This is a genomic window from Flavobacterium sp. B114r (assembly GCF_056824125.1).
In genome coordinates, this window is sequence record NZ_CP124858.1 from 1,885,378 (window position 1) to 1,905,646 (window position 20,269).

A 20,269-nucleotide genomic window follows, 5' to 3' on the forward strand; every position below is an offset into this window, starting at 1 on the left:
AAAGGTTATATGTCTGAAGAGAGAGTAATAAGAATAAACAAGGTTTTAAGGGAATTAAATATTTCGTTAGAAAGAGCTGTTGATTATCTAAAAGATAAGGGCATTGCTATTGATGCAAATCCAAATGCAAAAATTTCTGACAGCGAATTTAATATCTTACAAAGCCAATTTGCGGGCGATAAGGGGAACAAAGAAGCTTCTAAAGAAGTAGGGGAAGAGAAAAGAAAAGAAAAAGAAGCTTTGCGTGTAGAGCGTGAAAAAGAAATTGAAGACAAACGCAGACAAGACGAGGAACGCCAAAAACAACAAGAAGTTATAAAAGCGAGAGCTGTTGTAACCGGACCTGTTCAGGTTGGTAAAATTGATTTAAATCCGAAGAAACCTGCTGTTGTTTCTCCTCCTGTTGAAGAACCGGCTAAAGTTGAAGAACCAAAAGTTGTTGTTGCTCCTGCTCAGCCAGAGAAACCTGTTCAAAAAGAAATTGTACAGCCTGATCCAGTGGTTCCTGTGGTTTCTGAAGAGAAAAAGGTAGAAAAACCTATTATTACAGAGAAAAAAGAAGTAAAAGAAGTGAAAGCGGAAACTCCAAAAGTCGTTCAGGAACCAGTTGTTTCAACTGATCCGGCAACTGCAGAGGAAACGATCACTACACAATATCAAAAATTATCAGGAACTACTCTTACTGGTCAAACAATTGATTTATCTCAATTTAATAAGCCTAAGAAAAAGAAAGAAGATCCAAAGATAACTCCTAATAAACCAGGAGCTCCGGGAGCCGGAAATAACGCTAACAAAAATAAGCGTAAAAGAATTGCTCCTAAACCGGGAACGCCGGGTGCACCAAAACCTGCTACCCATGCTCCGGGAACTCCAAATCCTAATAAAATCACGCCAAATACTGGTGGTGGAGGTTTTAATGCTAACAGAAGTGCAAGGCCAGGTTTTGTAAAAGGAAACCGTCCTGCAATTGTTGCTAAAGTTGAGCCTACTGAAGAGGAAGTAAAAAACCAAATTAGAGAGACTCTTGAAAAACTTCAGGGTAAAGGTGGAAAATCAAAAGCTGCTAAATACAGAAGAGATAAAAGAGATACGCACCGTCAGAAATCTGATGAAGAGCAAAGAGCTATCGACGAAGGAAGTAAAACTATTAAAGTTACAGAATTCGTTACTGTTGGTGAAATTGCAATCATGATGGATGTGCCGATTACTAAAGTAATTGGAACTTGTATGTCTCTAGGTATCATGGTTACCATGAACCAACGTTTAGATGCTGAAACATTAACTATTGTAGCTGATGAATTTGGTTACGAAGTTGAGTTTATTACAGTTGATATCGAAGAAGCTATTGAGGTAGTTGCAGACAGAGAAGAAGATTTAGTGGTGAGAGCGCCAATTGTTACTGTAATGGGTCACGTCGATCACGGTAAAACATCTTTACTGGATTACATCCGTAAAGAAAATGTTATCGCTGGTGAGTCTGGAGGTATTACACAACACATTGGAGCGTATGGAGTAACTTTAGATAATGGTCAAAAGATCGCATTCTTAGATACACCAGGTCACGAGGCGTTTACCGCAATGCGTGCACGTGGAGCTCAGGTTACAGATATCGCTATTATTGTAATTGCTGCAGATGATGATATCATGCCGCAAACAAAAGAGGCAATTTCTCACGCACAAGCTGCTGGAGTGCCAATTATCTTCGCTATCAATAAAGTGGATAAGCCAAATGCCAATCCGGAGAAAATAAAAGAAAGATTAGCAAGTATGAATTTACTTGTAGAAGATTGGGGAGGAAAAATCCAATCGCATGATATTTCTGCAAAAACAGGATTAGGTGTTAAAGAATTATTAGAAAAAGTATTATTAGAGGCAGAGATTTTAGATCTAAAATCAAACCCGAATAAAGCGGCTCAAGGAACAGTTGTTGAGGCTTTCTTAGATAAAGGAAAAGGATATGTTTCTACAATTTTAGTTCAACACGGAACTTTAAAAATTGGAGATTACATGTTGGCTGGAAAGCATCATGGTAAGATCAAAGCGATGCATGATGAAAGAGGGCATATTGTTCTGGAAGCAGGACCTTCTACTCCGGTATCAGTTTTAGGTTTAGACGGAGCTGCAACAGCAGGAGATAAGTTTAACGTTTTTGAAGATGAAAAAGAAGCAAAACAAATTGCATCTAAACGTTCTCAATTAATGCGTGAACAATCTGTACGTACACAAAGACATATCACACTTGATGAGATTGGTCGTCGTATTGCTCTTGGTCAGTTTAAAGAATTGAACGTAATCCTTAAAGGAGATGTTGATGGATCTGTTGAAGCATTATCAGATTCGTTCTCTAAACTTTCTACTGAAGAAATTCAAATTAATATCATACATAAAGGTGTTGGAGCAATTACTGAAACTGACGTTATGTTGGCTTCTGCTTCTGATGCGATCATTATTGGATTTAACGTTCGTCCTGCTGGAAATGCAAGACAACTTGCAGATAAAGAAGAAATCGATATCCGTTACTACTCTATTATCTATGCAGCTATCGATGACTTGAAAGATGCGATGGAAGGAATGTTAGCTCCTGAGATGAAAGAAGAGATTTTAGGAACAGCTGAAATTCGTGAGATTTTCAAAATTTCTAAAGTTGGTTCTATTGCAGGATGTATGGTGATGGATGGTAAAATTATGAGAACTTCTAAAATTAGAGTTATCAGAGATGGAGTAGTGGTGCATACAGGAGAACTTGTTGCATTGAAGCGTTTCAAAGATGATGTTAGAGAAGTTTCTAAAGGTTATGATTGTGGTATTCAAATCAAAGGTTACAACGACATTGAAGAAAGAGATGTTATTGAAGCATACCATGAAGTTGCAATTAAAAAGAAATTGAAATAAAATTCAATAATTATATTTTAAAGTCCCAATGAAAATTGGGACTTTTTTTTGTTTAATATGTTTTAAGAATCTTATCTAAGTGACTTTTTTTCAAGCGTGTTGTTTTTGAAATTATTTTGTCTTAGGTATTGAGATTTGTTCTTATTGATTTTAAAAATGCTCTCAGTTTTATTCTAAATTAGAATTTTAAGTCAATATAATTCGTAGAATTTTCTGGTTTGTATTTTTTGGTTTAAAGTGTTTTATGTCTTATTTAAGTAATTAGATAATTTCATCGGCAGGTTTTAATTTCAATTGAATTAATTCAATAGTTAGATATTTAGGGCTTTGGTGTTGCAATTTGTAATATGGAACAAAAAATTAGAAAAGCCTTGAGCTTTATAGGAGGTTTGTTGGTTTCTTTGTACAGTGTTAATTGTTCTCTTTCTTAGATTGAAAGTTAAATGCAGTATTTAGTTCTTGAAAATAATAATTTTGTTCTGTGAATGATTTTGCTAATGAGGACAATTTGGTTATTGTGTAATTTGATAAAAAAAAGATTTTCTTGAGAGGATATATCGGCATTTTATTGTTGCTGAAATCTTGTTGAAAGAAATGAATAAATAAGTTTTTAATCAGGGCTAATATGAAATTAAAAATAATTCATATTATTAATGCGTTTTTGAATAATCGTTTTAGATCTAATAAAGCCATTCTTGCGTTTACAAACATTGAGGAGTTAAGGATGGTACTTCCGGACTTGCTTCAGGGGTATTTGTCTGAAGAGGAAATGCCAAACAGTTTGCTTTTATTGTCTCCTCCGCCAGGATTTGGAACGGAGATCTTTGCGCTTGATTTAGAGTGTGCAAGAAGGGCGGTGAGATCGAGTGATGGTATTCGTTTTGTGCAGGCCGCTAATGATGCTAATTTGTCGTTTCCAGGAGCAGTTAGGTCCTTTGATGCAACTTTAGGTATTGAGATTAGCGAAGTAAAAACTCCGAAGCTGTATGTTTTTATGCGTAGAGTAATGACTGAAGCGGGTTTATCTACTTATGCGGCTAAAAATCATTATAATCGTGAGCGTCCATTTGTGGTTAATAAAAAGAAAACGTGTACTCCGGAACAAGAAGATATGGTAATGGGGCAAGCGACTGTAGACTGTCTTTATTGTAACCCGGATTTTCAAGTTGATTTAGCCTTATTTAGAGAGGAGTTGCTTGAGGTTTTTGGAGCTATTGTATTTAGAAAGGCAAATAAATAGTAGGATTTATGCTGGATAAGGTGTTATAGTTGAAAATTAGATGATTTTCTATAAGTGCCGTGAAAACCAATATGTATTTTATTGGGTATTATTTCCGGCGTAACCATGCTATTAATTATGAATAAATAAAAAAGCAGCCCAATTGAGCTGCTTTTTTGTTGTTCGATGTTCTGCTTTTTCCGATTACTTGCTCGGTTTTATTAGAAAAACACTTTTGTATTTTTTTCTAATATCAGCTAAATTTCGTTCTGCTTCTATTCTTGTTTTGAAATTCCCAACCATTACTTTGTAATTAGGCGTGTTGAAAATTATTGTGCCGTCTATATTGGTATATTCTCTTTTAAAATCAGATAATGTTTTTTTTGCCTCCTCGCTTTTACCGCTGAAGATTTGAATTTTGTAAGTGTCGTTTGTATTTATTGACGTGTTAATTTTGCGTTTGTCGTTCAGTAATTGCTCAAATTTGGGATCTTGATTTAGTGTTAAATTTTGGTCTTGAGCATGAATATTATATGCTAAAGTGAACATTGTGAATGTTAATAAAACTCTTTTCGAGGGGGCTAAAATTCTCATAATGTGGTGTTTTTTGTGTAAAAATAGTATTTTAATTTTGTGCGTAAAAATTTAATATTATTTAGAATTGATATAAATTGATATTTAAGACTATTTTAAGGTTTTGAGAATAGTTCATAAGTCGTATTTTTGTGCAAGTTTTAAAAGAAGGTATTAGTTTTTAGTTGATTTATTACAGAAAAAATCATACCAAAAATTAGTAGATAATTATTATACTATATGAAAAAGGTGGGTAACCATAATTCGATCTCAAGAAAATTACTACTTAGCTTATCGCTAACGTTAATTTTCTCCCTAACTTCATTTGCTCAAGAAGCTGCTGCTCCGGCGGCGCCTGAAGCTGCTGCTCCGGTTGCTGCTGCAGGTGGTGATCCAGTAAAAGGGAAAGAACTTTTTAATGCAAATTGCGCTGCATGTCACAAATTAGATGCTAAGTCAACAGGTCCGGCCCTAAGAGGGGTTGCTTCCAAACACGACATGGCTTGGATTTACAAGTGGGTGCACAACAGTTCAGAAATGATTAAATCAGGGGATCCTGTTGCTGTTAAATTATTTGAAGAGCACAACAAGTCAGTAATGACTTCTTTTCCTCAATTGTCAACAGGTGATATTGATAATATTATCGCTTATACTTCTGAAGTAAAAGCTGAGCCTGCTGCTGGTACTGCTGCTACTCCTCCGGGAACTAACGTTGAAGGTGGTGGAGTTTCAAATAATATTATTTTAGGAGCTCTTGCTCTTGTAATGGCAATTTTAGTTGTTATGTTGTTCATGGTGAACAAAGTGTTGACTAAAGTAGCAAGTAATAATGGTATTGTAGTTGCTCCTAGAGAAGCTAGAACTCCAATATGGAAAGCTTTTGCTAAAAATCAGTTCCTGGTTTTAGTTACTTCTATATTTTTGCTTTTAGCAAGTGGTTATTTTGTGTATGCTTACTTAATGCAAGTTGGTGTTGATCAAAATTATCAACCAATTCAGCCAATTCACTATTCTCATAAAATACACGCTGGAGATAACGAAATCAATTGTAAATATTGTCACTCTGCTGCTCGTGTGAGTAAGACTGCTGGTATTCCTTCTTTGAATGTTTGTATGAACTGTCATAAAAATATTTCTGAAGTTGCTGAAACTACTGCTACTCCTGAGTACAGCAAAGCATTTTACGATGGTGAAATCCAAAAATTATATGATGCTGTTGGTTGGGATAAAACTAAGCAAGAGTATACTGGAAAAACGCAGCCTGTAAAATGGGTTCGTATTCATAATCTTCCTGATTTTGTTTACTTCAATCACTCTCAACACGTAACTGTTGCAGGAATTGAATGTCAAACTTGTCACGGTCCTGTGCAGGAATTTGAGATCATGAAGCAATATTCTAAATTAACAATGGGATGGTGTATTGATTGCCATAGAAAAACTGATGTTAAGATGGAAGGCAATGCTTACTATGATAAAATTCATGCTGAACTTTCTAAAAAATACGGTGTAGAGAAATTGACTGCAGCGCAAATGGGAGGTTTAGAATGCGGTAAATGCCACTATTAATCGAATTATTAAGATTTTAATATTTATATACAATGTCATCAAACAAAAAATACTGGAAAAGTGTTGAAGAACTAGAGAATAGTTCTATTGTTGAGGCGCTTAGAAATAACGAATTTGTTGAAGAAATTCCTACTGAAGAATTTTTAGGAAATGCAGATGCTTTAGCTACATCTGGAACTTCACGTCGTGACTTTTTAAAGTACGTAGGATTTAGTACTGCAGCGGTTACACTTGCTGCCTGCGAAGGTCCTGTTCACAAGTCTATACCATATGTTTTACAACCAGAACAAATCATTCCTGGTGTTGCTGATTATTATGCAACTACTGTTTTTGATGGTTTTGATTTTGCTAACTTATTAGTAAAAACTCGTGAGGGTCGTCCAATTAAAATTGATAACAATACTATTTCTGGAGCTAAGTTTTCAGCCAATGCTAGAATTCATGCGTCTATCTTATCTTTATACGATAGCATGCGTTTGAAAGAACCTAAATTGGATGGAAAAAATAGTAGCTGGTCTGCTGTTGATTTGAAAATTAAATCAAGTCTGGCTGATGCAAAAGCAAAAGGTGGGCAAGTGGTATTGTTGACAAATACTTTAGCAAGTCCTTCTACTGAGAAATTAATAGGTGAATTTATCGCTAAAAATCCAAATGCAAAACACGTTGTTTACGATGCGGTTTCTTCATCAGACGCGTTAGATGCATTCGAGACAGTTTACGGTGAAAGAGCTCTTGTTGATTACGATTTCTCAAAAGCTGCTGTAATTGTTTCTGTTGGAGCTGATTTCTTAGGAGATTGGCAAGGTGGTGGATACGATGCGGGTTATGCACAAGGTAGAATTCCGTCTGGGTCTACAGGTTCTAAGAAAATGTCTCGTCATTTTCAGTTTGAATCAAATATGACATTGTCAGGAGCTGCTGCTGATAAACGTATTCCTATGAATGCTGCGAATCAAAAACAAGCTCTAGTAGAGATTTATAATAATATTACAGGTTCTTCTGTAGCCAATTCTTTAGATTCTAAGTTTAAACCTGAAGTAGCTAAAGCTATTCATGATTTAAAACTTGCAGGTTCTAAAGGAGTTTTGGTTTCTGGACTTGAAGATAAAAATGCTCAATTATTGGTTTTGGCTATCAACCAGGTGTTGGCTAGTGAAGCTTTTAATACTGTAGGGACAAGACAAATTAGAAAAGGTTCTAATGCAATTGTATCTCAATTGGTGAAAGATATGAATGCAGGAAGTATTCATACTTTAATCATGAGCGGAATTAATCCGGTTTATACATTAGCTGATTCAGCTTCTTTTGTAACTGGATTGAAAAAAGTACAAACATCAGTTGCATTTTCTTTAAAAGAAGATGAGACTGCATCTATAACTACAATTGCTGCTCCGGTACCTCATTATTTAGAGGCTTGGGGAGATGTTGTAATTACAAAAGGAACTTATAGTTTGACTCAGCCAACTATTCGTCCAATATTTGATACTAAACAATTTCAAGATGTTTTACTATCATTAAACGGAACTCCTGGAAATTTCTATGATTACATAAAAGCTAATTCAGCTTCTGTAGTTGCAGGTTCTTCTTGGAATAAAGTTTTACATGATGGTGTTTCTGTAATTGGTTCATCGGCTTTATCTGCGGGTTCTGTTGATTATGCTTCTGCTGCAAATGCTGTTGCAAAATCAAAAACTGCCGGAGACTTTGAATTGGTATTGTATACAAAAACAGGTTTAGGAGATGGTCAACAAGCAAACAATCCTTGGTTGCAGGAATTTCCGGATCCAATCACAAGAGTTTCTTGGGATAACTATGTAACTGTTTCGAATGCTGATGCTAAAAAATTAAACTTAACAAATGAAATTGTTGCAAACGGAGGTTTAAACGGAAGTTATGCTACAGTTACTACTGCTGATGGTTTGAAATTAGAAAACGTTCCAGTAATTGTTCAGCCAGGACAAGCTGTTGGTACAGTTGGTTTGGCTTTAGGTTACGGTCGTAAGGCAGCTTTAAAAGATGAAATGCAGGTAGGTTTAAATGCTTACACTTTATATAAAAATTTCAGTAGTGTTCAATCTGTTTCTATTGCGAAAGCAAATGGTGTTCATGAGTTTGCTTGTGTTCAGGGACAGAAAACATTAATGGGAAGAGGAGATATTATTAAAGAAACTTCTCTTGAAATCTTTAATACTAAAGATCCTGAACATTGGAACGAACAACCAATGGTATCTTTAGATCACGAAGAAGTTAAAGCTACAACTGTTGATTTATGGGAATCATTTGATCGTTCTACAGGACATCACTTTAATCTCTCGATTGACTTAAACGCTTGTACAGGTTGTGGAGCATGTGTTATTGCTTGTCACGCTGAAAACAACGTACCTGTTGTAGGTAAAGCAGAAGTAAGAAGAAGCCGTGATATGCACTGGTTGCGTATTGACAGATATTATTCTTCTGAAAGTACTTTTGAAGGTGATAACAAAAGAAAGGATGAAATCGCTGGTTTATCTAGTTCATTATCTACATTTAATGAAATGGAAAAAGCAGGAGATAATCCACAAGTTTCTTTCCAACCAGTAATGTGTCAGCACTGTAATCACGCACCGTGTGAAACAGTTTGTCCGGTTGCTGCAACTTCTCACGGTCGTGAAGGTCAAAATCATATGGCATACAACAGATGTGTTGGTACTCGTTATTGTGCAAACAACTGTCCGTATAAAGTACGTCGTTTCAACTGGTTCTTGTACAACAAAAACAGTGAATTCGATTACCACATGAATGATGATTTAGGACGTATGGTATTAAACCCAGACGTAAACGTTCGTTCACGTGGAGTTATGGAAAAATGTTCTATGTGTATTCAAATGACACAGGCGACTAAATTGAAAGCAAAAAATGAAGGTCGTCCGGTTGCTGATGGTGAATTCCAAACAGCTTGTTCAAATGCTTGTTCTTCTGGAGCAATGATATTTGGTGATGTTAATGATACTGAAAGTAAAGTTGCTAAATTAGCTGCTGACGATAGATCATACCATTTATTGGAGCATGTTGGAACAAAACCTAATGTGGTTTACCATGTTAAAGTTAGAAATACTTAGAATAAATTATTAATTAAGAAACATATAAAGGATTATGTCGTCTCACTACGAAGCACCCATTAGAAAACCTTTAGTTATAGGTGATAAATCTTATCACGATGTAACTGTAGATGTAGCTGCACCTGTTGAGGGGCCTGCAAACAAACAATGGTGGATTGTATTTTCTATCGCATTAATAGCCTTCCTTTGGGGGTTAGGTTGTATAATTTACACTGTATCTACCGGTATCGGAACATGGGGATTAAATAAAACAGTTGGTTGGGCTTGGGATATCACGAACTTTGTTTGGTGGGTTGGTATTGGTCACGCCGGAACATTAATTTCTGCGGTATTATTACTTTTCCGTCAACGCTGGAGAATGGCGATTAACCGTTCTGCAGAAGCAATGACTATCTTTTCGGTAGTTCAGGCAGGTTTATTTCCAATTATTCACATGGGACGTCCATGGTTAGCATACTGGGTTTTACCTATTCCAAATCAATTTGGATCTTTATGGGTAAACTTTAACTCACCATTGCTTTGGGACGTTTTCGCAATTTCAACGTACCTTTCAGTATCATTAGTTTTCTGGTGGACTGGTTTATTACCTGATTTTGCAATGCTACGTGATAGAGCGATAACACCTTTTAATAAAAGAGTATATTCTATCCTAAGTTTTGGATGGAGTGGTAGAGCTAAAGATTGGCAGCGTTTTGAAGAAGTATCATTAGTATTGGCTGGTTTAGCTACTCCTCTTGTACTTTCTGTACACACGATTGTATCGATGGACTTTGCTACATCTGTAATACCAGGATGGCATACAACAATTTTCCCTCCGTACTTCGTTGCCGGAGCGGTTTTCTCAGGATTTGCAATGGTAAACACATTGTTGATCGTTATGAGAAAAGTTTCTAACCTTGAAGCATATATTACGGTACAACATATCGAGTTAATGAATATTGTAATTATGATTACAGGTTCTATCGTTGGAGTAGCGTATATCACTGAGTTATTCGTAGCTTGGTACTCAGGAGTAGAGTATGAGCAATATGCGTTCTTAAACAGAGCAACCGGACCTTACTGGTGGGCATATTGGTCGATGATGACTTGTAACGTTTTCTCTCCACAATTTATGTGGTTCAAGAAATTAAGAACAAGTATCATGTTTTCATTTATTATTTCGATCGTAGTAAACATCGGAATGTGGTTTGAAAGATTCGTAATTATTGTTACTTCTTTACATAGAGATTACCTTCCATCTTCTTGGACAATGTTCTCACCAACATTTGTTGATATTGGAATTTTCATCGGAACGATTGGTTTCTTCTTCGTATTGTTTTTATTATACTCTAGAACATTCCCTGTAATTGCTCAGGCAGAGGTTAAAACAATTTTGAAAGGAACAGGAGATAATTACATTAGAGAAAGAGCAAAAAAAGATACACATCATGAGTAATAAAGTAATATACGCCATTTATAATGACGATGATATTTTGATGGATGCAGTAAAGAAAACCAGAGCTGCTCATCATCATATTGAAGAAGTTTTTACTCCATTCCCAGTTCACGGATTGGATAAGGCTATGGGTTTAGCGCCAACAAGATTAGCAATTTGTGCATTTTTATATGGATGTGTTGGTATTTCTGTTGCAACGACTATGATGAGTTATATCATGATTCATGATTGGCCGCAGGACATTGGAGGAAAACCAAGTTTTAGTTTCATTCAGAATATGCCTGCATTTGTACCAATTATGTTTGAAATGACAGTATTTTTTGCTGCTCACTTAATGGTTATCACTTTTTATATGAGAAGTAGATTATGGCCATTTAAAGAAGCTGAGAATCCTGATGTAAGAACAACAGATGACCATTTTTTAATGGAAGTTGCTGTAAATGATAACGAAGCAGAACTAGTTTCTTTTTTCGAAGGTACAGGAGCAGTTGAAGTTAAAGTAATTGAAAAGAATTAATTGTAGCTATGAAAAGGATATATAAAATAACACTTTTAGTTGGTATAACTATTTTAGTTTCATCATGCCACAATACTTCGGCACCAAACTATCAGTATTTCCCTAATATGTATGAATCTTTAGCATATGAACCATATGCAGAAGCAAAAATATTTAAAGGTGGAAAAGAAGGACAGCTTCCTGCACAAGGAAGTATCAATAGAGGTTTTGAACCTTATGAATATGAAAATTCAACTGCAGGTTATGAATTGGCAAAAGCTAATTTAAAATCGCCTTTGGATTCTATCGAAAGAAATTCCGGAAAAGGAAAAGAACTTTTCGATATTTACTGTATCAGTTGTCATGGTGCAACTGGAAACGGTAAAGGTAAATTGGTTGAAAGAGAAAAATTTCTTGGAGTACCTAGCTATAAAGACAGAGAAATCACTGAAGGAAGTATCTTTCACGTTGAAACTTATGGTTTAAATGCAATGGGTTCACATGCAAATCAATTAAGTGCCCACGAACGTTGGTTAGTTGCTGACTATGTTCTAAAACTAAAAAGCCAATTATAATTGTTGAACAAACTGATCGTAATAGATATGTATACATTTTCAAGTAAATTAAAAACTTTTTCTATCATCCTAATGGCCCTTGGTATATTAGGAATTGGATATGGTTTTTTAACTGCTCCTAAAGATATTCAAGAAGTTGAAAAAATTCTAGCTGCAGATGCACATGGATCTCATGGTGCTGCACATGAAGCAACAGCAGAAGCTGGACATCACGAAGCTGCTGAAGCTTCGCATGACTCACATAAAGGTGGAGAGCATGCAAAAGTTAATGCTGCTGATGAGCACGAAAAACATTTAAAACATGTATTGAACCAATTGCAAAATAAGCCTTGGTCAGCTTTATATGTTGCTTGTATTTTCTTCTTACTACTTTCTATGGGAACTTTAGCATTTTATGCTATTCAACAAGTTGCTCAGGCAGGTTGGTCTCCGGTTTTGTTTAGAGTTATGCAGGGAATTACTGCTTATTTGCCAGTTGGTTCTGTTATTTTCTTTATCATATTAATTCTTTGCGGATTACACTTTAATCACATATTTGTATGGTTAGGTGAAGGAGTTACAGATCCTACTAGTCCAAACTATGATAAAATTATTGCTGGTAAAGCAGGTTACTTAAACTTTCCTTTCTGGCTTATTAGAGCTGCCATATTTTTAATTGGATGGAATTTATATAATTATTTTTCAAGAAAAAATTGTTTGGCACAGGATGAGGCTAATGATGATCTATACTACAAAAAGAACTTTAAGTTAACTGCTGGTTTCTTAGTATTCTTTATCGTTTCTGAGTCTATCATGTCTTGGGACTGGATTATGTCAATTGATCCACACTGGTTCAGTACATTATTTGGATGGTATGTATTCGCTTCTTTCTTTGTAAGTGGTATTACTGCAATTGCATTAGTAACTGTTTACTTAAAATCTAAAGGATATTTAGAGTACGTAAATACAAGTCATATTCACGATTTAGCTAAATTTATGTTTGGTATTAGTGTTTTCTGGACTTATTTATGGTTCTCTCAATTCATGTTGATCTGGTATGCTAATATTCCGGAAGAGGTAACTTACTTCATAACAAGAATTCAATTATACAATTTACCATTCTTTGGTGCTGTGGTTATGAACTTCGTATTCCCTTTATTAATATTAATCAACACAGATTTCAAACGTCTTAGCTGGGTTATTGTTATGGCTGGTGTTGTTATCTTATTAGGTCACTATGTAGATTTCTTTAATATGATTATGCCTGGTACAGTTGGAGATAAATGGTTTATTGGAATTCCTGAAATTGCATCTATACTTTTCTTCTTAGGTTTATTTATTTTTGTTGTATTTACTGCATTAACTAAAGCTCCTTTGTTAGCAAAAAGAAATCCTTTCATTGAAGAAAGTAAACATTTTCATTATTAATATTTAAAGAAGTAAACAGATGACAAGTTTGTTGGTAATTGTAGTTTTAGTTTTATTAGCAATTGCATTGTGGCAATTGACCAAGATATTTGATCTTACTCAAGTGGGATCTTCTTCGGACGATACTCAAGTTGCATCAGATAATGATAATAATATTCAGGGATATATTATGTTTGGCTTTTTGGCTTTCATTTATATATTTACGATTTACGGTTTACTAAAATGGGGTAATTTAGCACTTCATACTCCTGCTTCAGAGCATGGGCTTTTAGTAGATAATTTAATGAATATTACATGGGTTTTAATTTTTGTAGTTCAATTTATTACACAAGGTTTACTTTATTGGTTTTCTTTCAAAAATAGAGGACATAAAGACAAAAAAGCATTATTCTTTGCTGATAGTAACAAATTAGAAGCAATCTGGAGTATTATTCCATCTGTAGTTTTGGCTTGTTTGATCCTTTACGGATTGTATGCATGGAACAACATTATGTTTGTTGATAAAGACGAAGATGTAATTGAAATCGAATTATATGCACAACAGTTCAAATGGACTGCAAGATATGCTGGTAATGATAATGTTTTAGGAAAAGCAAACGTACGTTTGATTGAAGGAATCAATACTTTAGGTGTTGATATGTCTGATCCTAATTCTCAAGATGATATTGTAGTTTCTGAGTTGCATATTCCAAAAGGTAAAAAAGTACACTTTAAGATGCGTTCTCAAGATGTATTACACTCAGCTTATATGCCTCACTTTAGAGCGCAGATGAACTGTGTTCCTGGTATGGTTACTGAATTTGCTTTTGTGCCTACTTATACAACTTCTGAATACAGAGAGTTACCATTTATGGTAGAGAAGGTTTCAAACATCAATAAATTGAGAGCTGAAAAAAGTGTTGAGTTAGTTGCTAAAGGCGGTACAGCTTTAGATCCTTATACATTTGATTATTTATTGTTATGTAATAAAATTTGTGGAGCTTCTCACTACAACATGCAAATGAAAGTAGTTGTTGATACTCCGGAAGACTATAAAAAATGGTTAAGTGAAAAAACTACTTTAGCTCAGGATATTAAAGCGGCAGCAGCTGCTAAAGCACCAGCTGAAGGAGCAAAAGCGACTACAGATAGTACAGCAAAAGATACTGTTAAAGCGGTCATTGATACTGTTAAAGCAGCTATTGCTAAAGTTGCTATGAAATAATATTTATTAAGAAAATTTAAAGTACACATATATGTCAGCAGAAGCGCACGATCACGATCACGGACACGATCACGAGCACGAACACCATCATAAAGAAACGTTCATTACTAAATACATTTTTAGTATTGATCACAAAATGATTGCGAAGCAATACTTAATTACCGGTATTTTCATGGGAATTATTGGTATTGCAATGTCCTTGCTTTTTAGAATGCAATTAGCATGGCCGGAAGAGTCTTTCAAAATCTTTAATGTTTTATTAGGAGATAAATTTGCACCTGATGGTGTAATGGCAAATGATATTTATTTGGCTTTAGTAACAATTCACGGTACCATCATGGTATTCTTTGTACTAACAGCTGGTTTAAGTGGTACATTTAGTAACTTACTTATTCCACTTCAAATTGGAGCAAGAGATATGGCTTCCGGATTTATGAACATGGTTTCATACTGGTTGTTTTTCTTGTCTGCTGTGATTATGTTGTCTTCATTATTTGTTGAAGCTGGACCAGCTTCTGCAGGTTGGACAATCTACCCTCCATTAAGTGCTTTACCACAAGCGATTCCAGGTTCTGGAACAGGTATGACTTTATGGTTAGTTTCTATGGCTATCTTTATTGCATCTTCTTTAATGGGATCTTTAAACTACATCGTAACTGTTATCAACTTAAGAACTAAAGGAATGTCTATGACCAGACTTCCGCTTACAATCTGGACATTTTTTGTAACAGCTATTATTGGTGTTATCTCATTCCCTGTATTGTTATCTGCAGCTTTATTATTGATTTTTGACAGAAGTTTTGGTACTTCATTCTTCTTATCTGATATCTATATTGCTGGAGAGGTTTTACATTACCAAGGTGGTTCTCCGGTTTTATTCGAACACTTATTCTGGTTCTTAGGACACCCGGAGGTTTATATTGTAATCTTACCAGCGATGGGTCTTGTTTCTGAAATTATGGCTACGAATTCTCGTAAACCAATTTTTGGGTACAGAGCGATGATTATGTCAGTTCTTGCAATTGCATTTTTATCAACAATCGTTTGGGGTCACCATATGTTTATTTCAGGTATGAATCCTTTCTTAGGATCTGTATTTACCTTTACTACTTTATTGATTGCAATTCCATCTGCTGTAAAAGCATTCAACTGGATTACAACTTTATGGAAAGGTAACCTGCAATTCAACCCTGCAATGTTATTCTCTATCGGAATGGTTTCTACTTTCATCACTGGAGGTTTAACTGGAATCATCTTAGGAGATAGTACTTTGGATATTAACGTTCACGATACTTACTTTGTAATTGCTCACTTTCACTTAGTAATGGGTATCTCTGCACTTTACGGAATGTTTGCTGGTATTTACCACTGGTTCCCTAAGATGTACGGAAGAATGTTAAATAAAAACTTAGGTTATATTCACTTTTGGGTAACAGCGGTTTGTGCTTACGGAGTTTTCTTCCCAATGCACTTTATCGGATTAGCTGGTTTACCAAGACGTTATTATACAAACACAAACTTCCCATTATTTGATGATTTACAAAATGTGAATGTTTTAATTACAACATTTGCTCTTGTAGGAGGTGCGTTCCAGTTAGTATTCTTATACAATTTCTTTGTTAGTATTTTCTACGGTAAGAAAGCAGTTCAGAATCCTTGGAGATCTACAACATTAGAGTGGACTACTCCGGTAGAACATATTCACGGTAACTGGCCAGGAGAAATTCCTCATGTATACCGTTGGCCATATGACTATAGTAACCCAAATCATGATGTAGATTTTGTACCGCAAAATGTACCAATGAAAGAAGGTGAAGAAGTTTTACACCACTAAAATATTATAAGAGAGACCATCTGAGAAGATGGTCTTTTTTTTGTTTTATTCCGTTTTATATAAATTCCAGGAATGTTAGTAGGTGAAACGAACCATGTATTTTTTATCAATTTAAATTGAAGGTAAACTGTATAGCAATTTGGCTTCTTATTATTATTTGATTAAGTAACTCTGCAAATGATTAAAGAAAGTAATAAGTTGGAATTCGGAATTTAAAATATTAGAATTTTAATAATGAATTTTCCTTTTTTTATTTGAAATTTATCTGTTTTACAAACTGATTACTTTGTCTATCTTTGTAAAATGAATGAAAACCTAGATCCCACTACAAATGGGTACAATCCAGAAGAATTAGATCTCGAAAAAAGATTACGTCCGCTGTCATTTGATGATTTTGCCGGACAAGATCAGGTTTTAGAGAATTTAAAAGTTTTTGTTGCGGCAGCCAATCAGCGTGGTGAAGCTCTTGATCATACACTTTTTCATGGACCCCCGGGATTAGGAAAAACGACTTTGGCGAATATTTTGGCCAATGAACTTGAAGTCGGGATAAAAATTACTTCCGGTCCTGTTTTAGATAAACCTGGAGATCTGGCCGGGTTATTGACCAATCTTGATGAGAGAGATGTTTTGTTCATTGACGAAATTCATCGTCTAAGTCCAATTGTTGAAGAATATTTATATTCGGCAATGGAAGATTTTAAAATTGATATTATGATCGAGTCGGGGCCAAATGCCAGAACGGTACAAATCAATCTAAATCCTTTTACTCTAATCGGGGCTACAACCCGTTCAGGATTACTGACGGCGCCAATGCGTGCACGTTTTGGAATTTCATCACGATTACAATACTATACTACTGAACTTTTGACTTCTATTGTCGAAAGAAGTTCTTCTATACTTAAGATGCCAATTTCATTAAATGCTGCGATAGAAATCGCGGGCAGGAGCCGTGGTACACCTCGTATTGCAAATGCACTGTTGCGAAGAGTACGTGATTTTGCACAGATAAAAGGAAATGGAACTATCGATCTTGAAATTGCACGTTATGCGCTAAAAGCATTGAATGTCGATGCTCACGGTCTTGATGAAATGGATAATAAAATTTTATTAACGATTATCAATAAATTCAAAGGTGGACCTGTTGGGCTTTCAACTTTGGCAACTGCAGTTTCTGAAAGCAGTGAAACTATTGAGGAAGTTTATGAGCCATTTTTGATTCAGGAAGGTTTTATCATGCGTACGCCACGTGGTCGTGAAGTTACAGATAAAGCTTATAAACACTTAGGTAAAATAAACACGAACATTCAGGGCGGATTGTTTTAATTCTATTATAAGATGTCTGATAATCGAAAATATATTTATCCCAACAGACTTTCAATAGTGAGATTTTTTCTTGATGCTGAAGGAGTACGACGAAATCCGATCCCTTTTCATGCCAGATATTTTGATCAGTTGGGAGATTCTTTTTCCCTTAAAATTGGCTGGTCAAAACATATCATCTTATCGAGGGACAATGAAATTGCTCAGTATATCCTGCAGAAGAATCAAAAGAATTATCATAAGTCTAAATTTCAATCTGTCTACCTTTCGAAATATTTAGGCAAAGGACTTTTGACTGTTGATGGTGATTTTTGGCTGAAACAAAGAAGACTGATTCAGCCTGCTTTTCATAAGCAAAAGATGAATCAGCTGGTAGAAAACATGAATGATACCATTGCTGTAGAATTGAAAGATTTAGAAGAAGAAAAAGCAATTGATCTTTTTCCTGTAATGAGCCAATTGGCATTTAATGTTGTGGCGAAGTCATTATTTCAACTTTCAATTTCAGACGAAAAATTGAATAGGATAAAATTCATTATCGAAGAAGTACAGAATTTCTTAATTAAGGAAATCAGGCTTCCGCATAAAGCATGGTGGTTTTCGTTAAGCGGCCAGGTAAAGAATCATCTTGAACTGGCCAAGGAGAATAATAGTATTATTCAGGAAATTATTGAGGATAGAATGGCTTCGAAAGAAGAAATTAATGACCTTCTGAACATGCTTTTGGAGACCCGATATGAGGATACGGGAGAAGGGATGACTGTAAGTCAATTGGTTGATGAAATTAAAGTGCTGTTTATTGCCGGGCATGAAACTACAGCCAATGCCCTGACTTTTACTTTGCATCTTTTAGGAAGGAATCCTGAGATTCAACAAAGAGTTTTTGATGAGATTACTGAGATTCAATTCCAAACGAATGATATTGTTGAACAGCTTCAGAAAATGACATATACCAATGCCGTTTTAAACGAGTCGATGCGTTTGTATCCACCGGCCTGGATTACCGACAGGCAGAATGTTGCTGATGATACTCTAGCCGGTTATCATATCAAAAAGGGAACACTGATTGGTGTTTCTTTTTATGAGTTACATCGAAATCCTAAATATTGGGTAAACCCGGAACAATTTGATCCGGAACGATTTCTTGGAGAACAAAAAAAGCAATCGATGCAATACTTTTATCCGTTTGGAGCGGGTCCAAGAATGTGCATAGGTGCAGGGTTTGCTATTTATGAAATGTGTCTGGCTATTTCTCAGATTGTAAAAAAATACGTGATTAAATCCAGTACAGATACTGTTCAGTTTAATCCTCTAATAACATTAAAACCTGTTGGTGTAGAAGTTTCATTCTCTAAAAGATGAGTATTAATGCAAAAGAAACATATTCGGAATTTATAAAATCTGAAGCAAAACGTCTGGGTTTTCTTTCTTGTGGAATTTCTAAAGCAGGATTTCTGGAAGAGGAAGCGCCACGTCTTGAAAAATGGCTTAACAATAACCATCACGGGCAAATGGCCTATATGGAGAACTATTTTGACAAGCGTTTAGATCCTACCTTATTGGTTGATGATGCCAAAAGTGTTGTTTCGCTTTTGCTAAATTATTATCCCGAAGAAACCCAAAGTCAGGACAGTTTTAAAATCTCGAAATATGCCTACGGGCAGGATTATCATTTTGTAATCAAAGATAAACTCAAGGAATTTCTGCATGCTATCCAGGAAAATATAGGCGATGTTTCCGGTCGTGCTTTTGTTGATTCGGCGCCTGTTTTAGACAGGGCATGGGCGGCAAAAAGTGGTTTGGGATGGATTGGTAAAAGCGGGAATCTATTGACCCAAAAGGTAGGTTCTTTTTACTTTATTGCCGAGCTGATACTCGATTTAGAATTAGAATACGATCATGCTACTACAGATCATTGCGGTTCTTGTACTGCTTGTATCGACGCTTGTCCCACGCAGGCAATTGTTGCTCCGCATGTTGTTGACGGAAGCAAATGTATTTCTTATTACACCATTGAACTCAAAGAGAATATTCCTTATGAAATGAAAGGGAAATTTGACGAATGGATGTTTGGCTGTGATACTTGCCAGGATGTTTGCCCCTGGAACCGGTTCTCGAAACCCCATTCAGAACCTTTATTTAATCCGAATCCGGAACTGCTTTCTTTTTCTAAAAAGGACTGGATCGAGATTACAGAAGAAACTTTTCGTGCCGTTTTCAGAAACTCGCCAATCAAAAGAACCAAGTTTAATGGTTTGAAGCGAAATGTTAAATTTTTAGAGTAATTTTCTCTATTTTTTAATTTTTTGTCTTTTTCGAGGCTATCCTTCCCTATTCTATATTTCTCGCAGTTTGTAAGATTTTTACATTTTTATCCCATATTTGTCTAAAAATCAATAATACTTTAAAAAATTAAGAAATTTCTGTTGTTTTATTACCGAATAGTTAAGTTTTTCACAACTTGATGTTAATTTTTATCGTCAAAAAGTGTCGTTCAACGTTTATCCGTGTAGTTTGTCGACTAAAGTAGTTAGTAAATAGGTGTTTGTATACTTTCGCGACTCCAAAACTACTAATTTAACCTAAAGGCAACTTTTATGCCTTGAACGACATACATTTATGGTGCAAAAACTACTTTATTTTTGTG

At 35.3% G+C, this 20,269-nt stretch carries 14 protein-coding genes; 13 read left to right on the forward strand and 1 reads right to left on the reverse strand.

All coding sequences use genetic code 11. From position 1 onward, the window contains the following. Positions 1–9 precede the first annotated feature (9 nt). On the forward strand, positions 10–2,892 hold the full coding sequence (gene infB / locus QLQ94_RS08315) for a translation initiation factor IF-2 (protein ID WP_271337662.1): 2,883 nt from the start codon (positions 10–12) through the stop codon (positions 2,890–2,892). A gap of 625 nt (positions 2,893–3,517) precedes the next feature. Next, complete coding sequence (locus QLQ94_RS08320) at positions 3,518–4,132, forward strand: phosphatase PAP2 family protein (protein WP_271337661.1); 615 nt, start codon at positions 3,518–3,520, stop codon at positions 4,130–4,132. 183 nt (positions 4,133–4,315) lie between these two features. Here QLQ94_RS08320 and QLQ94_RS08325 read toward each other — a convergent pair whose 3' ends face one another. After that, on the reverse strand, positions 4,316–4,705 hold the full coding sequence (locus QLQ94_RS08325; RefSeq protein WP_271337660.1) for an SPOR domain-containing protein: 390 nt from the start codon (positions 4,703–4,705) through the stop codon (positions 4,316–4,318). A gap of 219 nt (positions 4,706–4,924) precedes the next feature. On the opposite strand from QLQ94_RS08325, the gene QLQ94_RS08330 reads away from it, so the two are divergent. From QLQ94_RS08330 to queG, 11 genes are all read left to right on the forward strand, one after another. Continuing rightward, entirely contained in the window at positions 4,925–6,250 is a 1,326-nt protein-coding gene (locus tag QLQ94_RS08330; RefSeq protein WP_271337659.1) for a c-type cytochrome, read from the forward strand. A gap of 32 nt (positions 6,251–6,282) precedes the next feature. After that, entirely contained in the window at positions 6,283–9,348 is a 3,066-nt protein-coding gene (locus QLQ94_RS08335; protein ID WP_427401910.1) for a TAT-variant-translocated molybdopterin oxidoreductase, read from the forward strand. A gap of 34 nt (positions 9,349–9,382) precedes the next feature. Next, positions 9,383–10,783, forward strand: coding sequence for an NrfD/PsrC family molybdoenzyme membrane anchor subunit (gene nrfD, locus QLQ94_RS08340; protein ID WP_271337657.1), 1,401 nt, complete (start codon positions 9,383–9,385; stop codon positions 10,781–10,783). Beyond that, positions 10,776–11,300: a DUF3341 domain-containing protein gene (locus QLQ94_RS08345; RefSeq protein WP_041516373.1), complete on the forward strand. Its 525-nt coding sequence runs from the start codon at positions 10,776–10,778 to the stop codon at positions 11,298–11,300. Before nrfD ends, QLQ94_RS08345 begins: the two co-directional genes overlap by 8 nt. Before the next feature lie 8 nt (positions 11,301–11,308). Continuing rightward, positions 11,309–11,854 carry a c-type cytochrome gene (locus QLQ94_RS08350; RefSeq protein ID WP_271337653.1) on the forward strand — a complete coding sequence of 182 codons (546 nt, stop codon included), beginning with the start codon at positions 11,309–11,311 and terminating at the stop codon, positions 11,852–11,854. A 27-nt stretch (positions 11,855–11,881) separates the two neighbouring features. Next, on the forward strand, positions 11,882–13,261 hold the full coding sequence (locus tag QLQ94_RS08355; RefSeq protein ID WP_271337652.1) for a cation-translocating P-type ATPase: 1,380 nt from the start codon (positions 11,882–11,884) through the stop codon (positions 13,259–13,261). 19 nt (positions 13,262–13,280) lie between these two features. Then, positions 13,281–14,465, forward strand: coding sequence for a cytochrome c oxidase subunit II (locus QLQ94_RS08360; RefSeq protein ID WP_427401912.1), 1,185 nt, complete (start codon positions 13,281–13,283; stop codon positions 14,463–14,465). Positions 14,466–14,496: 31 nt separating this feature from the next. Then, positions 14,497–16,299, forward strand: coding sequence for a cytochrome c oxidase subunit I (locus QLQ94_RS08365; protein ID WP_271337650.1), 1,803 nt, complete (start codon positions 14,497–14,499; stop codon positions 16,297–16,299). A gap of 303 nt (positions 16,300–16,602) precedes the next feature. Further along, positions 16,603–17,625 (forward strand): Holliday junction branch migration DNA helicase RuvB, encoded by a 1,023-nt coding sequence (gene ruvB / locus QLQ94_RS08370; protein WP_427401913.1) that lies wholly within the window; start codon positions 16,603–16,605, stop codon positions 17,623–17,625. A 12-nt stretch (positions 17,626–17,637) separates the two neighbouring features. Beyond that, on the forward strand, positions 17,638–18,984 hold the full coding sequence (locus QLQ94_RS08375) for a cytochrome P450 (RefSeq protein WP_482499507.1): 1,347 nt from the start codon (positions 17,638–17,640) through the stop codon (positions 18,982–18,984). Further along, a complete protein-coding gene (gene queG / locus QLQ94_RS08380) occupies positions 18,981–19,907 on the forward strand; it encodes a tRNA epoxyqueuosine(34) reductase QueG (RefSeq protein ID WP_482499509.1) in 927 nt (308 codons plus the stop codon). Before QLQ94_RS08375 ends, queG begins: the two co-directional genes overlap by 4 nt. Positions 19,908–20,269: the final 362 nt, after the last annotated feature.

Coding starts and splice junctions, on each gene's coding strand:
- nrfD (WP_271337657.1), top strand. CDS start 9,383: ATGTCGTCTCACTACGAAGCACCCATTAGAAAACCTTTAGTTATAGGT.
- QLQ94_RS08350 (WP_271337653.1), top strand. CDS start 11,309: ATGAAAAGGATATATAAAATAACACTTTTAGTTGGTATAACTATTTTA.
- QLQ94_RS08345 (WP_041516373.1), top strand. CDS start 10,776: ATGAGTAATAAAGTAATATACGCCATTTATAATGACGATGATATTTTG.
- QLQ94_RS08355 (WP_271337652.1), top strand. CDS start 11,882: ATGTATACATTTTCAAGTAAATTAAAAACTTTTTCTATCATCCTAATG.
- QLQ94_RS08360 (WP_427401912.1), top strand. CDS start 13,281: ATGACAAGTTTGTTGGTAATTGTAGTTTTAGTTTTATTAGCAATTGCA.
- QLQ94_RS08335 (WP_427401910.1), top strand. CDS start 6,283: ATGTCATCAAACAAAAAATACTGGAAAAGTGTTGAAGAACTAGAGAAT.
- ruvB (WP_427401913.1), top strand. CDS start 16,603: ATGAATGAAAACCTAGATCCCACTACAAATGGGTACAATCCAGAAGAA.
- QLQ94_RS08365 (WP_271337650.1), top strand. CDS start 14,497: ATGTCAGCAGAAGCGCACGATCACGATCACGGACACGATCACGAGCAC.
- QLQ94_RS08375 (WP_482499507.1), top strand. CDS start 17,638: ATGTCTGATAATCGAAAATATATTTATCCCAACAGACTTTCAATAGTG.
- QLQ94_RS08325 (WP_271337660.1), bottom strand. CDS start 4,705: ATGAGAATTTTAGCCCCCTCGAAAAGAGTTTTATTAACATTCACAATG.
- QLQ94_RS08330 (WP_271337659.1), top strand. CDS start 4,925: ATGAAAAAGGTGGGTAACCATAATTCGATCTCAAGAAAATTACTACTT.
- queG (WP_482499509.1), top strand. CDS start 18,981: ATGAGTATTAATGCAAAAGAAACATATTCGGAATTTATAAAATCTGAA.
- QLQ94_RS08320 (WP_271337661.1), top strand. CDS start 3,518: ATGAAATTAAAAATAATTCATATTATTAATGCGTTTTTGAATAATCGT.
- infB (WP_271337662.1), top strand. CDS start 10: ATGTCTGAAGAGAGAGTAATAAGAATAAACAAGGTTTTAAGGGAATTA.